Annotated in this window: 14 protein-coding genes; 5 read left to right on the forward strand and 9 right to left on the reverse strand. The window is 51.3% G+C overall.

What is annotated here, in order from left to right; translation table 11 throughout:
• Positions 1–233 precede the first annotated feature (233 nt).
• The 7 genes from H6F91_RS11260 to H6F91_RS11290 all read right to left on the reverse strand — a co-directional run bounded on the left by H6F91_RS11260 (position 234) and on the right by H6F91_RS11290 (position 4,330).
• Entirely contained in the window at positions 234–740 is a 507-nt protein-coding gene (locus tag H6F91_RS11260) for a YceD family protein (RefSeq protein WP_190771197.1), read from the reverse strand.
• 18 nt (positions 741–758) lie between these two features.
• Positions 759–1,244 carry a R3H domain-containing nucleic acid-binding protein gene (locus tag H6F91_RS11265; protein WP_190771198.1) on the reverse strand — a complete coding sequence of 162 codons (486 nt, stop codon included), beginning with the start codon at positions 1,242–1,244 and terminating at the stop codon, positions 759–761.
• 11 nt (positions 1,245–1,255) lie between these two features.
• Positions 1,256–2,404, reverse strand: a complete 1,149-nt coding sequence (gene yidC / locus H6F91_RS11270) for a membrane protein insertase YidC (RefSeq protein WP_190771199.1) — start codon at positions 2,402–2,404, stop codon at positions 1,256–1,258.
• Positions 2,405–2,593: 189 nt separating this feature from the next.
• Positions 2,594–2,977 carry a PH domain-containing protein gene (locus H6F91_RS11275; RefSeq protein ID WP_190771200.1) on the reverse strand — a complete coding sequence of 128 codons (384 nt, stop codon included), beginning with the start codon at positions 2,975–2,977 and terminating at the stop codon, positions 2,594–2,596.
• Positions 2,964–3,344 carry a ribonuclease P protein component gene (gene rnpA, locus H6F91_RS11280; protein ID WP_190771201.1) on the reverse strand — a complete coding sequence of 127 codons (381 nt, stop codon included), beginning with the start codon at positions 3,342–3,344 and terminating at the stop codon, positions 2,964–2,966. The genes H6F91_RS11275 and rnpA overlap by 14 nt, the downstream gene beginning before the upstream one ends.
• An 85-nt stretch (positions 3,345–3,429) precedes the next feature.
• A complete protein-coding gene (rpmH, locus tag H6F91_RS11285; RefSeq protein WP_190771202.1) occupies positions 3,430–3,576 on the reverse strand; it encodes a 50S ribosomal protein L34 in 147 nt (48 codons plus the stop codon).
• A gap of 214 nt (positions 3,577–3,790) precedes the next feature.
• Complete coding sequence (locus tag H6F91_RS11290) at positions 3,791–4,330, reverse strand: DUF2808 domain-containing protein (protein WP_190771203.1); 540 nt, start codon at positions 4,328–4,330, stop codon at positions 3,791–3,793.
• 1,140 nt (positions 4,331–5,470) lie between these two features.
• Here H6F91_RS11290 and H6F91_RS11295 point away from each other — a divergent pair.
• The 3 genes from H6F91_RS11295 (at position 5,471) to H6F91_RS11305 (ending at position 8,439) form a co-directional block, all read left to right on the forward strand.
• Positions 5,471–6,637 (forward strand): Re/Si-specific NAD(P)(+) transhydrogenase subunit alpha, encoded by a 1,167-nt coding sequence (locus H6F91_RS11295; protein ID WP_190771204.1) that lies wholly within the window; start codon positions 5,471–5,473, stop codon positions 6,635–6,637.
• A gap of 101 nt (positions 6,638–6,738) precedes the next feature.
• A complete protein-coding gene (locus H6F91_RS11300) occupies positions 6,739–7,032 on the forward strand; it encodes an NAD(P) transhydrogenase subunit alpha (RefSeq protein WP_190771205.1) in 294 nt (97 codons plus the stop codon).
• Positions 7,033–7,035: 3 nt separating this feature from the next.
• Complete coding sequence (locus tag H6F91_RS11305) at positions 7,036–8,439, forward strand: NAD(P)(+) transhydrogenase (Re/Si-specific) subunit beta (RefSeq protein ID WP_190771206.1); 1,404 nt, start codon at positions 7,036–7,038, stop codon at positions 8,437–8,439.
• A gap of 175 nt (positions 8,440–8,614) precedes the next feature.
• Here the strand turns inward: H6F91_RS11305 and H6F91_RS11310 are convergent, their stop codons facing one another.
• Positions 8,615–10,006: a proton extrusion protein PcxA gene (locus H6F91_RS11310; protein ID WP_190771207.1), complete on the reverse strand. Its 1,392-nt coding sequence runs from the start codon at positions 10,004–10,006 to the stop codon at positions 8,615–8,617.
• A gap of 349 nt (positions 10,007–10,355) precedes the next feature.
• Here H6F91_RS11310 and H6F91_RS11315 point away from each other — a divergent pair, with 349 nt between their 5' ends.
• Both H6F91_RS11315 and H6F91_RS11320 read left to right on the forward strand, forming a co-directional pair.
• Entirely contained in the window at positions 10,356–12,500 is a 2,145-nt protein-coding gene (locus H6F91_RS11315) for a recombinase family protein (protein ID WP_190771208.1), read from the forward strand.
• A gap of 459 nt (positions 12,501–12,959) precedes the next feature.
• Positions 12,960–13,430 carry a tetratricopeptide repeat protein gene (locus H6F91_RS11320; RefSeq protein WP_190771209.1) on the forward strand — a complete coding sequence of 157 codons (471 nt, stop codon included), beginning with the start codon at positions 12,960–12,962 and terminating at the stop codon, positions 13,428–13,430.
• 194 nt (positions 13,431–13,624) lie between these two features.
• On the opposite strand, the gene H6F91_RS11325 is transcribed toward H6F91_RS11320, so the two are convergent.
• Positions 13,625–14,413 (reverse strand): RNA polymerase sigma factor SigF, encoded by a 789-nt coding sequence (locus H6F91_RS11325; RefSeq protein WP_190771210.1) that lies wholly within the window; start codon positions 14,411–14,413, stop codon positions 13,625–13,627.
• Positions 14,414–14,719: the final 306 nt, after the last annotated feature.

A 14,719-nucleotide genomic window follows, 5' to 3' on the forward strand; every position in this document is an offset into this window, starting at 1 on the left:
AAGGCGTAGGGCGACTGCTGAAAAGGATAATGCTCGCGCAGTTGGGGCGAACAGCCATTCGTCCCTAACATCCTAACTATCTGACATAGTTTTTTTTCAAATCCTTAAGCCAAATGTTTTAAAGGGTGTTTTTTCGTGTGCCTTCTGCACGAAAAAAACACCTTCCAGACAGCTCTGAAACACGCTCCAGTCCAAAAAAAGAGGGTAGGACTTAGTCCTACCCTCTTTTGCGATTAATTAGAGATTTGCCGTTTCAACGCTTCAAGAGAAGCCCATCGGTGATCAACCTTTGTCTCAACCTCAGGTAGCTCATCGCTCAGCTCAATGCCAGGGCATTCGGAGTCGCACAGCTTACGCTGGGGGATTTCAAGACAAAGTTGTTCGTAGAGCCAGGTTTCTGGTTCAAAGTAGCCTTGAGGTGAAACCGTCTCTACTAGCTCTTCCATCAGGACTTCCCGTTCCGGCTCCAGAAGCGATTCGTCAATCGCTTCCTCCAACCAGATCATTTCGGAAGCTTTGATACTAAGACGGTGGTTGAATTGTTGCAGACAGCGATCGCAGGTCAGAGTCATAATCGTTTCAGCCTGACCCTTGACGTCTAAATAATTACCCCGGTGGCTGACTTCTACAAAGCCCTGCACAGGGGTAAGCGTTTCCAAATCCAGGAGATGCTGTTTAATCTCCACCCGTTCGGTCTGATCCGGGAGGTGAATCAGACGGGGAATGTGGATGCTAGTCATGATGACGACCTTCCGTTGTTAGTCGAGCCGACGCACCACCAGACGCCGATCCGGTTCCTGGCCTCGACTCTCCGTCTTGATATGTTCGTAGTCCTTCAAATAGGTATGCACCTGACGACGTTCTGCAGAGGACAGAGAAGGAATTTCGTATTCCTCCCCTGTCTCCAAGACACGATTTACCGCATTTTCGGCAATCTGCTTGAGCTCAGCCTGTCGGCGTGCTCGATAGCCGTTCAGCTCAATGGTGTAAGGCTGCTGGCTACCTTCCTGCTTACCCAAGTTGAGAGTGGTATTGATGAGGTACTGCATAGAATCCAATACCTCGCCGTGGGAACCCGTTAGCGCTTGAATCTGCTCGGGAGTCAGGGAGCTGGCATCAATTTCGATCCAACAGCTCCCATCATCTGCCATATGAGCGGCTTCATGCTTCACCGAGGCATCTAGCCCCGATAGCTGCAATAAGTTCTCTAACCAACTCTCGCCTTGCTGAACCTTGTCGTCCATGGGTCACACCCTTACGAAGCTTTCTTTTTGCGACCGGGTTCAAACGGGAGAGCATCCCGCGAATCCCCACTACCGGACTTGCGCTCTTCCTCTTCCACAATCTTCTGCAGGTTTTCCGGTAAAGGCTCACGCGACAGAATGAAGGTTTGTGCTGTCTGGAACAGGTTAGCGATGCTCATGTACATCAGCACACCCGCAGGCAGGGGAAAGAACAGGAACATGGTCGAGAACAGGATGGGAGTTAACTTGTTAACGGCCGCCTGTTGAGGGTTTGAGTTTGGCCCCTGGGTCTGACCTGAAAGAATTTGGTTGACGTAGAGAGAGATGCCGAAGAAGGCAACCATCCCGACGATATCCCAGTTGATTGCACCAGTAGCTTGATCAACAGCTCCAACACGGCCCAGCGCTTTGATGAACAAGAATCCTTTATTGGAGGCAAGCCCAGGCACTTTACCCTGAATTGTCACATCACCCGGCTGAAGCGCTTCAACAACACCATCTTCTGTAATGTTGATGCGATCTTGCCCTTTGGTAACGGTCCACTTGGGAGTAATTTCAGTGTCGGGATACTCCTCAATTACAGCACTGAGGGGTTTGCCCGTTGTGGTCTGGAAATCAATCCGAGTCTTCTCACCGACTGCCAATCGGCTTCCGCCGGGAATAACAGCGGCAACGGGGACGTGAACACCGTCGGAAACGTAAATGTTTTGAGGCTTAGAGGTAAAGGCTTGAGGCTGGATCTGTTCGACCTGCTCTTTCGGTAAAATTTGCAGGTTTACGGAGTAAGGCACATCAGAGAATGGTGACCCCCGCAGGGTTGCGAACAGGGCAAACAGGATGGGCATCTGCAAGAGAACTGGAAAGCAACCTGCGAGAGGATTACCAAACTCTTTGTAGACTTTGGACATCTCTTCTTGCTGCTTTGCCGGCTCTTCCTTGTAGCGCTCCTGAATCTCTTTCATGCGCTTCTGCATGGCAGGCTGAGCCACCTTCATTCGGCGCATGTTGCGAATCGAGCCAGCGCTGAGGGGGTACAGGGCAAACCGTACCACCAGAGTCAGCGCAACGATCGCAAGACCATAGCTGGGCACAATCCCGTAGAAGAAATCCAGGATTGGCAACATTACGTTGTTGGAAAGAAAGCTAACGCCAAAATCCATGTGTCTTAATCTATATCCTGCGTGCTCTGGTGGGTTGAGATGTGTGGGGTTCTGGGAAACCAATAACACCTAATCTAATGTATCGGAATCCCCAACAATTAAACGATCGGAATTACCTGCTTACCGGGGGAGCGATCGCCCCTTGACAGGGCGACCGTCGGCCACTAGACCATTGACTCCAAGACCCGATTAGCCTGCCTTGGTGACAGGAGCCTTCGCCCCAATCTTTTCGTTGATATAAGCAGCGGTTTCTCGAAAACGAGGAACTGCGCGCAGTTCCAGGCGGCTGCCATCCTTCAGGGTCAATACCATATCCCCCCATAGCCCTAAGCCACGGGGCACGGTAACCACCTGGCGGATTTCAGAGTAGATGATGTCTGAGCGATCACGCCCCATCCACCCCCCTGTCACCGAAATTCGGCGGCTTGTAATGTGGTATCGCAACCAGATGGCGCGGACGATTGAACCCACCGTCAGGGGAAGACAAATCACGGTAAAGCCCAGGAGAATATTGAAAATCAGGTCGCCAACATGGGGGCCACCTTCATAAAACGTCTCTTCACGAATGCCCATCAAGCACCTCAGCCTGCGTCAGCAATTTTCTTAATTCTCTCAGAAATTCCTGGTATTCGCACCCAACCGCATTGGGTCGAACGCTAATGACCAGTCGTCGGCCTACCTGCAAATGAGGTAGAAATTCCCGCAAAATAGCGCGAATTTGCCGCTTAATGCGGTTTCGCACTACAGCGCGCTTGCTAACTTTTTGACTGATAGAAATCCCGAAGCGGGAGGGTAAGGGCTTTGAAGATTCAACATCTCGACCGGGGGAATCGACCAGTACCAGCAGGGTGAAGTGTGAACTTCTAAACCGCCGACCACCCTGGTAAACCGCATTAAAGTCTTCTCGGCGTCTGAGCCGGTGGGTTTTTGGTAGCACCACAAAGCCATCCAGAGATCATCGTGAGTGCTGTCTGGTGGCTATCGGATGAATACCTACCTCAAAAGGAGCCCAGACAACTCAATACTTAACCCTCAGATACAGAGAGCCGTGCTCTTCCTTTGCGACGCCGTGCGCGAATGACCCGCTGGCCCGTTGCAGTTCGCATCCGTGCGCGGAAGCCGGAAACACGCCGACGCTTCCGAGAGGTTCCTTCCAGGGTGCGCTTTGTCATTGTTAGGGTTACTCCGATTCCAAAAAGTCACAATCAGTAATGGTAGCACCGAGACGTTGTAGAAGGCAAAATATTTGAGGGTTTGAGCGCTTTTGTCAGAGCAGCAATGTGGCGATCGCCCATGAAAAGTGAAAACGGATCAAGCTGTAGGAGCACAGCAAGAAGTCGGAATTCTTGAAGAACTCCGACTTCTAACAAGGTGCCACACTTCACTTTAATTGGTGTCGCCGATACCAATGATCCAGGTGCCGACGTACCGCCGTAGGGGAATATCACCCGTTGGCAGAATGAGGGCATTGAAGTAGTACATACCAGCTCGGCGAGGATTCCTGACGTTAGACATAACGACCTCAACCCGGGAGTTAGCCGGAATGGAGTCAACTGGATAGATACTGACCTCTCGGATTTCTTCGCTCCATCGCACTTCGCTGACGGGGACCTCTTGACCTTCGACGCGCAGCTCGATGTCTTCCGTGTCAAAGCTGCCATCGTAGTTTTCTGGATACGTAATGGTCAGTTGGGAGACGGCCGTGGGTAGCTTTGTCCCTGAGATTCGCAAACGATAGCGATCACGACGCCGTGGAACGCCCTCAAAGTCGAGCCGATAGCCCAGAATATTGTCTCGATCAACACCGCTGAAAATCACCAAACCGGGCAGAGATTGTGCGAACAACGCTGTACCCGTTGATGCCAGCAGCCCTACGGCGATCGCTAGAGCGGAAACGGTACGAGTGAAAGGGATTTTAGAAACCATAAACCACGCCCACACCGGGACATTACAAATGCTTAACGTTTACAGACTCTATGACTTTACCAGCATAGAAGGACAACCTGTTACGTGATGTGACGATATCTCTCCTGTAAAAGTGCCCAATCCGGACAAATCCTACAGAGCTATATTCTGAATAGTTTCTATCCAAAGACTAATTCTCTTGAATCATGCCTTGAGCTTATTTTTGCTCTTGTAGGCAGCTCAACCTCATTGAACATCAGACCTAAAAGGCCGTGCTGCTCACTTTATGAGCAGCACGGCCTTTTAGGTCTGATGTTGAATTGTAACTACTTATCCCATTCCCTCCTGACGTTCTAACTACCACGACACCAGGAATAGACTGAGCGACAGAACTTAAATCCTGTTTTTTGTCATCACCGTATAACGCATAAAAGAAAGGGTAAGTTTTGTTTTTTGTCAGTCTAGATAGCAAATTAAAGGCTCTAGTTTTGCATGCAAATAAATATGAGCGACCCAATAGTTATGGCAGACGTGGGGGACAAGAACGAACTTATTTCGTCACGTTTCTTATTTTTTGTTGAAATAGCTTGAGCATTGCTGGAAGCAATGGATAAGGCGTAACAGTTGATTACAAGATATGCCTTTAGGAGCTTTCGCGATCGCTATGATGAGACTATCAGCCTCGTCAAAAAATCAAATACTTCCTAAGACAAGTTGAAGATATGTATTGAAAAATGGGGATCACTCTTAGGATGCAAATAACTCTAGAAGATGACTAGAGCCGCTGCAAACCCAAGAATAAATACTCATTTGGTGCTGTTGAGAATCTTAAGTTATTGTGTCGTACTGTTATCGACGACAAAAGGGGAGGCATCTTAGCAACATCAGCTCTTGTCCTAAGCACTTCCCTTTCTAAAGGAAATCTAAATCCGTGCCTGATGAGCCAACGAAAATAATCCGAAACTTTTGAATGGTACTGAGGGGTTCACCCCATTTCTAGGAAGTTCGCTAGGCCTGCGGAACTTCTAACAAGCCCATCTTTAATCTTCAAAATCTCTCATCAATGCCGTCACTATTGCTGCATAAATCGCTCTTTTTAACGATTACTGCGGATGAGCAAGATGGGTACTTTTGCCAACGAGACTTTACTGAGGAACGTCCATGAAGTTATCCGTAGTTCGTGAAACTGAAGGGGGAGAACGGCGCGTTGCCCTGATCCCAGATCTGGTTAGCCGCCTGGTGCAGTCTGGTTTAGAGATCCAGGTAGAAACTCAGGCTGGAAGTGGCTCCTTTTTCAGTGACGCTGATTATGAAGCGGCAGGAGCCCACATTGTGCATGACCACTATGAAGCCTGGAATAACGCCGACATTGTGTTGAAGGTGAGCCCTTTGCACGATCGCGATGGCCAATCTGAGGTCGAGCTACTGCGGGAAGGCTCCATCCTGATTAGTCTGCTGAATCCTCTTGGGGATCCTGGCATGATGCAGCGATTGGCAGAGCGACGCATTACTGCCATGAGCATGGAGCTAATCCCCCGTACAAGTCGCGCCCAGAGCATGGATGTGCTGTCCTCCCAGGCTAGTGTGGCAGGTTATCAAGCGGTGTTGATTGGGGCTGCTGCTCTACCGCGCTTTTTACCGATGTTGACAACGGCAGCGGGTACTATCCCTCCTGCAAAGGTATTTGTGATTGGCGCTGGGGTAGCCGGGCTACAGGCGATCGCTACCGCCCGTCGTCTAGGAGCGGTGGTCGAGGCCTTTGACATTCGCCCGGCGGTGAAGGAAGAAGTGCAGAGCCTTGGGGCCAAGTTTGTGGAAGTGCCCATGGATGAGGACACCGTGGCTGAAGGAGGCTATGCCAAGGAAATTTCTGAGGCATCGAAGGAGCGATCGCGCGAAGTTGTCGCTGAGCACGTGAAGCACTCTGACCTCGTCATTACAACCGCTCAAGTGCCGGGGCGACAAGCTCCCCTGCTGGTAACTGAGGCGATGGTGGCCCAGATGAAACCGGGATCTGTCGTTGTGGACATGGCGGCAGAGCAGGGCGGCAACTGCGCCTGTACTGAGCCTGGTGGCAATGTAGTGAAGCATGGCGTCACGATTTTGGGACCGATCAATCTGCCCTCTTCCACCTCGATTCATGCCAGCCAGATGTACGCCAAAAACGTTACAAACCTGCTGAAGCACTTCATTAAGGACGGGCAGGCCAATCTGAATTTTGAAGACGACATTATTTCGAGCGTCTGTGTCACCCACGGCGGCGAACTACGGAACGCCCGCGTGAAGGCAGCCCTAGAGCAACTCCGCCAGCCCTCCATTCTGGATTAGGGTGTTGCCCCTGAATCTAAAACATTCAATGTTGATTTTTCTTACCTTGCAGTATGAAAAATCAACCCTTCCCTTCCAAGACAATTCAAGGACTTTTGACTATGACCGAACCGTTAATCGCCGCCCTGGTGGTCTTCGTGTTGGCCTCCTTTATTGGATTTGAGGTAATCAACAAAGTTCCGCCGACGCTGCATACGCCCCTGATGTCAGGATCAAACGCTATCTCCGGGATTGCGGTAATTGGCGCTTTGCTTGTGACCCTGGGTTCTGGGGTGAACTGGATCAATGCATTGGGCTTTATTGCGATCGTGTTGGCCACCATCAACGTCGTTGGGGGCTTCCTGGTAACCGATCGCATGTTGCAGATGTTCAAGAAGAAAGAAGCGAAGGGCTAAGCTATGACGAGTGTTTTGAATAACGGTATTGAACTGGGTTACTTAGTGGCCGTGTCACTCTTCATCGTGGGCCTGAAGCGATTGGGATCACCGGCAACGGCGCGGAAGGGCAACAGTTTGGCAGCAGTGGGGATGTTGCTGGCGATCGCTGCTACACTCCTCTACCAAACCCCGATGAACTTCCCGCTGATCCTCGCGGGGATTTTGGTCGGTTCTGTGATTGGCATCGTGATGGCCCAAAAGGTTGAAATGACCGCTATGCCTCAAATGGTGGGTCTACTCAACGGCTTGGGTGGGGGGGCCTCCACTCTGGTGGCAGCGGCGGAATTTGAACGGTTACTACGAGCAGGGGAAGTCCCAACCCTGAGTAACCTGATTACAATTCTGCTGAGTGTTCTGATTGGGGGTGTAACCCTGACGGGAAGCTTAATTGCCTTCGCGAAGCTGCAGGGAATTATCGGTGGTGCACCCGTTGTGTTGCCTATGCAGCGTCTGATCAGCCTGGGTCTGGTTGCTCTGTTTCTGGGGGGCAGCGTCCTGCTGATTCAGGACTCAACCCAACAGGCCATCTTCCTGGGCGTTATCGGGATTTCATTGGTTTTGGGAGTGCTGTTCACCAATCCCATCGGCGGGGCAGACATGCCCGTGGTGATTTCGCTGCTCAACTCCTTTTCGGGGTTGGCTGCCAGTGCCGCAGGGTTTGTGTTGATGAACAACATGCTGATTGTTGCTGGAGCACTGGTAGGGGCATCGGGGATCATCCTGACCCAAATTATGTGTAAGGCGATGAACCGTTCCCTCACGAATGTATTGTTCACGGCTTTTAATGACGCAAAGAAAACGACAGGTGGAGATGGGTCTGAGGTGGGCGATCGCATTGTCCATCCCATCGACTCCGAAGAAGCGGCGATGATGCTGGGCTATGCCCAATCCGTTGTGATCGTTCCTGGTTACGGGATGGCTGTGGCCCAAGCTCAACACACCGTTCGCGAATTGGCCGATCAACTGGGCCGTCTGGGTGTGGAAGTGAAGTATGCTATTCACCCGGTGGCTGGACGGATGCCAGGTCATATGAACGTACTGCTGGCCGAGGCCAATGTGCCCTATCCCCAACTCTATGACATGGAGGACATCAACCCTGAATTTGAGCGGGTAGATGTAGCACTGGTGATTGGCGCTAACGATGTGGTGAACCCAGCGGCACGGAGCAATGCTCAAAGCCCCATTTACGGCATGCCCATTCTGGAAGTAGACAAAGCGCACCACACGATTGTGATCAAGCGCGGGATGAGCGCCGGGTTTGCAGGGGTTGAGAATGAGCTGTTCTACGATGACAAGACCATGATGTTATTCGGCAACGCACGCGATGTGCTGACGGATCTGGTGGCTTCTGTGAAACAGCTATAGTGACCTCGATTCGATGAAAAAAGGAGGCTGCGAAGTCGCAGCCTCCTTTTTATTGATTAGAGCGTTTCATTTGATTAGCGTTTTGGGCACTGTCTGTTAAACCTCGCCTTAACTCATGCCCTTACCAAGCTTCGCTGACGCTTCAGTGTCTCCTTAAAAAGGAGTGGGGCTGAAATTACTCGTTCATATTTCGGTAAGTTGCCACAGCAGAAGGAGAAATCCGGTTGAGGTATCGGAAAATCCAATATTTGAAGATAGTGTCCAGAATCACTGGGAAGGTAGCAATGAACAGGAAGATAAAATCATGATTAGCTTCTAAGCCGAAGTGGCGTGCTACCCCATCCAACAATACCTCCCAGCCGTGAGGTGAGTGGAAACCAACAAACATGTCGGTAAAGAGAATGATGATGAACGCTTTGGCGCTGTCACTGAGGCCATAAACCAATTCATCAATAAAGGATTTGAGGATCTCGATCTCCTCGCGGCTATTAACCAGAATGAACATAAAAGCCACCCCAGCCAGCATATCCGAGAAGACGTTTTTAATCGCATCATTGCTCTGAAGCCGAAATTCTTCTGCCAGCTCAACCGCCCGTTCCTTCAGCGATTCTTCGATTTTCTCATCAGTCAAGTCTGGAGCCTTCCCAATGAGCCGTTCAAATCGCAGCCGCTCTTCGTAACGATTCAACTCGGTTAGAGCTTCCTCCTCCATATCCATGTTGATGAACAGAGCAGAAGCTTCCGGAGTTCGCATCCGATCCACAATAGGACCCACGACAAAGCTTTTGCTAACCTGCTGTACCAGCAACGGAATAATAACGAGTAACAGGACCAATCGGACGGCGATCGTGGTGCGCATTTTGGAACGCCGATAGTTATCAACAACGTCCCGTTCGGCATTGGGATCGAGCTCACGCTTGACCCGTTCCACACTTTTGAGAATCGAACGAGGTAGTACTCCTGTCTTATCGGCGATGGATTCTACGTTGTCTACCAATTCCTCGGTTTTAGCTCGGCGGCTGAGAGGAGTGGGACGATCGGCAAGAGAGTTCCCATTAGCCCGTTGTACTGCTGGGGTTGGGCGCTTTCCGTTACGAGCAGGTTTTTGGCTATTCTCGGAGACCACCATAATGGCGGAGGGAGGAGGCCCAGCATAGCTGTAGCGGGCGATGATCTCATCAATCGCGTTTAACTTACGCAGAATGAGGGCTGGCTTATCAATGATATTAATGCGGTACTCCTCTGTGTCGGCTTCATCCATCTGCACTTCGGTGAATGAGCGGTTGGAAAGCCGAAGCAGTGTGTTACTAGCTCGAAATTCCGCTAGCCGAACTTTGGCAATGTTGAGGTACTTCCGCAACTCGCTCTGGAAGTAGTCCATGGTGCTACGGCCGTAGTTGCCATACTCCACAGAGATACGAGCCCCATTGAAATGGTTGTCTTCAATAGCCTTAATCCGCATGGCGGCTTCGTAGGCTTCGTCAAGGGCGCGCTCAGGAGTCCGCATAAGCCATTGATTGGCACCCTGGGCTAAGCGGTTAAACACTGTGGAAACTGAGTTTTTCATAAAACTGCACTAAACACCGATAAACCCGGGGTAACGGTTCAAACGTGGAGAGGCAAGGATAAATCATGACATTGAAGGGACTTCGGGGTAAGACTAGCAAGGCCCGAATGCTAAAACCGACATTTGGGAAACGAATTTCCTTAACAGATGATTAAGGAAGATCCCCCTAGAGGGTATTTCTCAGACATAGGTACACGAAAAGTGCAACTTTTTAAACATCCCCACGACAGATAGGTGAGATCCCTGATGAGATTCGGGATCGACAACCTATCCTGTAAGCGAGGTAAAGGTGAATGAAGAAAGTATAGTATTTGAGAAAGCGGACGGCAGAATTTAGTCGCCAAGTTCCATGACTCCCCTTGTATTTCCTAACCAATGGATTTTGGGCGGCACCCGAAGTGGCAAGACCCAGCGGTTGGTGGAGCAATTTGGCACCCTAGCCCAAGTCTTAGGAGATCCCCAATCCGAACTTCCCCCACAGCCGATGCTGGTGTTCGCGGCAACGGGGGACAACCGAATTCATCTCGCAGAGCAATTAGCTAACCTACTGGGGGAAGGTAGGTCCGATACCCCACCTTTCCCCTACCCTTTTGACTCCACAACTCCTCTGGGTTTTTTTCAGGATGAGGTCATTCTGTTCTACCCCCTACTGGTAGAGCAATTGGGTATTCCAGCCCGCTTCCCGTTGCGGCTACGTCCTGAAACTGAGCAAGAATTGGCAACCCGACTGTGGCAACCGGACCTGGAAAGCGGTCGCCTCAAAATGGAAGGGGTGTCAGATTATTTTGTGGTGCGGCGATCGCTCGACCTCTTCCAGCTTGCCGCCTTTGGCACTATACCGCTGGAGAATATTCCGGGCGTTTTAGAGGATGGATTTGGATCTTCGCCTCTATGGGACGTTATTGGAGAGGTATTACAACGATGGCGGGAATGGTGCCTTGAGCGGGGATTGCTCACCTATGGCCTGGTAACAGACCTTTACTGGCGCTATTTACTACCCCATCCTGGTTATCAGGAGCGACTGCGGCAACGATACCGGGCGGTGCTGGCGGATGATGTGGATGAGTATCCGGCGATCGCTCTCCAACTCTTCAACTTCTTCCTAGACCAAGATCTCCCCGGAGTTTTCACCTTCAACCCCAACAGAGCAATTCGTCGGGGTTTAGGAGCAGATCCTCAAGCTCTCGCTAGTCTGCAGGAGCGTTGTCAAGTCCTGACATTGCCCAGCCCCTCCGATAGCTTAGGGGTAGCGTGGGCAGAAACCCTGGTGGGCTGGGTACGAGAGCCGGTGTTGTTACCAGCCATGCCAGAAACCATTCGCAGTATCCAAACAGTGTCACGGGCGCAGTTGTTGCGACGGACCGCAGAAGTCGTGATAGAGGGGATTCAATCAGGGCAAGTGGAGTCGCAAGAGGTCGCTATTATTGGACCCGGGTTGGATGCGATCGCCCGTTACACGCTGCGCGAAATTCTCAGCCGCCAGGGAGTAGCCGTGGAGGCGTTGAATGAGCAAGAACCCCTGGTGGGATATCCTACCGTACGGGTCCTGCTGACCATCATGGCGATGGTTTACCCAGGGCTGGGAGGAATGTTGGAGATGGGGGCGATCGCTGAATTGCTCATCATCCTGAGCCAACCGGCTCTATTGGATCCTCAAACCTCCACTCTGGAACAATCTCATATCGACCCTGTGCGGGCCGGGTTGCTGGTGGATCACTGTTTTGTGCCCGACTTAGAGCGACCGACCCTGTTGCCGATCACAGCATTTCCTCGCTGGGATCGTCTGGGATATCGGGCAGCAGATGCCTACGAACAGATTCGGCAATGGATTTCGGATCAACAGCTTCAGCAACAACAACGGCTAATACCCAGCCCAGTGACCCTTCTTGATCGGGCTATTCAGCGGTTTCTGTTGGGGGGAAGTCATCTGGCTTACGATCGCCTGGCCGCCTTACGAGAGTTTATGGAAACGGCGCAACATTATTGGGAAGTAGACTCTCGCCTATTTCAGGTAGAGGCGTCCAATCCCCAGGGTCGCCGCCGAGACATGAGCACCTCAGTAGGGCATTTCATCACGCTGCTCCGCAATGGCACCCTCACCGCGGATCCCTATCCGGCTCGACCGATTACAGAACGCAAGGCCGTTACCCTGGCTACGATTTATCAATACCGGGCAGCACGGCTATTCCATCGTTGGCAGTTCTGGCTGGATGCGGGCTCTCCCCTTTGGCTCACCGGGAACAGTGACCTATTTGGGGCTCCCCTGATGTTGCAGGAATGGTCAGGTCGCCCCTGGACAACGGCTGATGTTCTGGAGGCTGATCAACAGCGACTGGAGCGGCAAGTGCGAGATTTGTTGCACCGGACGGGCGATCGCGTCTATCTGTGCCACAGTGATCTCGCTACCACCGGTCAAGAGCAAACTGGACCGTTGCTTACCCTCGTCAATGCAGCCCGGCCATTGGAGGAATACAGCCATGAAGTAAGGGGATAGCTTACACCGTTTATAGCCCCTGGCTGGCACTCTACAAAATCTTAACTATGAGCGAGAGGAGGGCGATCGCCCTCTTCTCGCTCATTTGTTTCTATGAAACACACTTGTTTATTTCATATTTCACTGGACGAAATCGTTCTACTCTTCCACCAGTGAGACGCTCATAAGCTGCAAGCTCTGGTCGAAGGCGTTATATGAGATCCACCTGACGAGCTAACAAAGAGTTTGTCGCCCTTGCAGGGAACTTTGCGCTCAGGAGGGATGGGGTTTTATGGTTTACAGCGGGCAGAAGAAAAGGGTTAAGCCCCCTAATCCTTTCCTTCTGCCCTAACATAAGTGCGTATAGCTATAACGGCAGTCCCATCTGTAAGGGTCAAGGGGCGGAATCTCCTTGGCGTTTTCTGGTGCAAGATGGCAGTAGAGACAACCACAGCAAGCTGAGAGCCGAGGTTTAAGTCCATGGAGGATAAAAGCATTGAGGCATTGCTCGCCGACCTGAAAAGTGAAGACGAAGAGGTCCGCGAGTTAGCCACCCGTGAACTCTGGCGGCGCTGGTTCACGCAAAAGGGAACTTATGGCCTAGAAATCTTGGAACAGAGCCAAATTTTGATGGAATCTGGCAAATATTTGCAGGCTGAGCAAGTGCTGACTCAGCTAATTGACGACCAACCAGATTTTGCAGAAGCCTGGAATCGTAGGGCTGTCCTCTATTTTGTCCAGCACCAATATCGAAAATCCCTGGCAGACTGTGAACAAGTTATTGCCCGCAACCCTATCCATTTCGGAGCCATTCATGGCAAGGGATTATGCCATGCCGCTCTGGGCGAATATGTTGCTGCCATCCAAGCCTTTCAGCGAGCGTTAACCCTTCAACCCCATGCCGTTGCAAACCAACGACTTATCCTGGAGTGCAATGCCCGTCTGAGCTAATTCCTGGTTACTAACTTATAAGAGGTTATCTAGGAGCCAGTTGGACTCCCAGAGAGTATAAGTACCGAAGCGGAGCTTGGACATCAGGAAGCGAAATGCCCTATCGCAGCTTTAAAAACTTGGAAGACACACCATCTAGATGGTGTGTCTTCCAAGTTTTCAGGGGATTTTAGAGTGACTTAGGATTGAGTGACTTAGGATTGAGCGTCTGTTTGCAGAGCTTGTACTTGCAGGAAAGTCATCATCTGCTCTAGACCGCGCTGGATGCGACGGGTAACGGTCATAGGGCTGACACCGATCCGCTCAGCTACTTCCTTACGAGACAGTTCGTTGAAAAACACAAACTCCACAGCAGCGCGGGTCTTATCTTCCAACTGGTTCAGGGCACGCTGGAGCTGCTGGCGGTCTTCCTCCAGACGCTGGATGGCCTGGTAGTTGATATCCGGCAGGGTCTCGCCCAGAGTGATGGTGGAATCCACTTGTTGAACCGTTGCATCCAAGCTGAGGGGCAGGCGGTTCTTCACAGCTACACGCACTTCATGCCACTCTGCCAGGGAGATACCGAGGGCGTCTGCAACTTCCCGTTCGTTGGGATTGCGTCCCAGATCTTTAGTCAACTGAATGCGAACGCGCTGGCCTTCTTTCTGGAGATCTTGCCAACGGCGGGGTACTTTCAGGGCACTGCCACGATCGCGCAGGAAGTGCAGCATTTCGCCACGGATGTAGGGAACGGCGAAGGAACTGAAGGCACAACCCTGGCTCGGATTGAATCGCTCAATAGCCCGGATTAAACCCAAATAGCCAATCTGTTCGAGATCTTCATAGGGTTCTGCACATTGGTGGCTAACACGGTGGGCAATCTTGCGTACCAGACCGGCATTGAGCTGAACGAGTCGGTTGCGAATGCTCACAGACGGGTTCTGCTGATAGGCCATCAGCAATTCCATGCTACGAGACCGAAGGGAGGAGGAATTAGCCGTCATCTGTGGATACCTGCGGGGTTTGATTTAGGCTAATTCTCTAAGGATGGCGAGGTAACAACCATCGTTAATTCACTGGGAAATGTGGGGCGAGACCCCTAACTAGCTCAGCGTAATTACGGAATGTTGTGTAACCCTACGGATGAGCCCGTTTGAGGCTTGAAGCGATCGCCTCCTGCGGTTATAGTTCCCGAATTTGCTGTAGCTGCGACAATTCGAGAAATCTTCTGCCTCTATCTAAGGGTATAGAGAGGCATGAACCTATCGTTAACAAAAGGAAACTATTGGTTACTTCGTAATGCGAAGTCA

Source organism: Leptolyngbya sp. FACHB-8, from assembly GCF_014695575.1.
Classification (GTDB): domain Bacteria; phylum Cyanobacteriota; class Cyanobacteriia; order Elainellales; family Elainellaceae; genus Vacuolonema.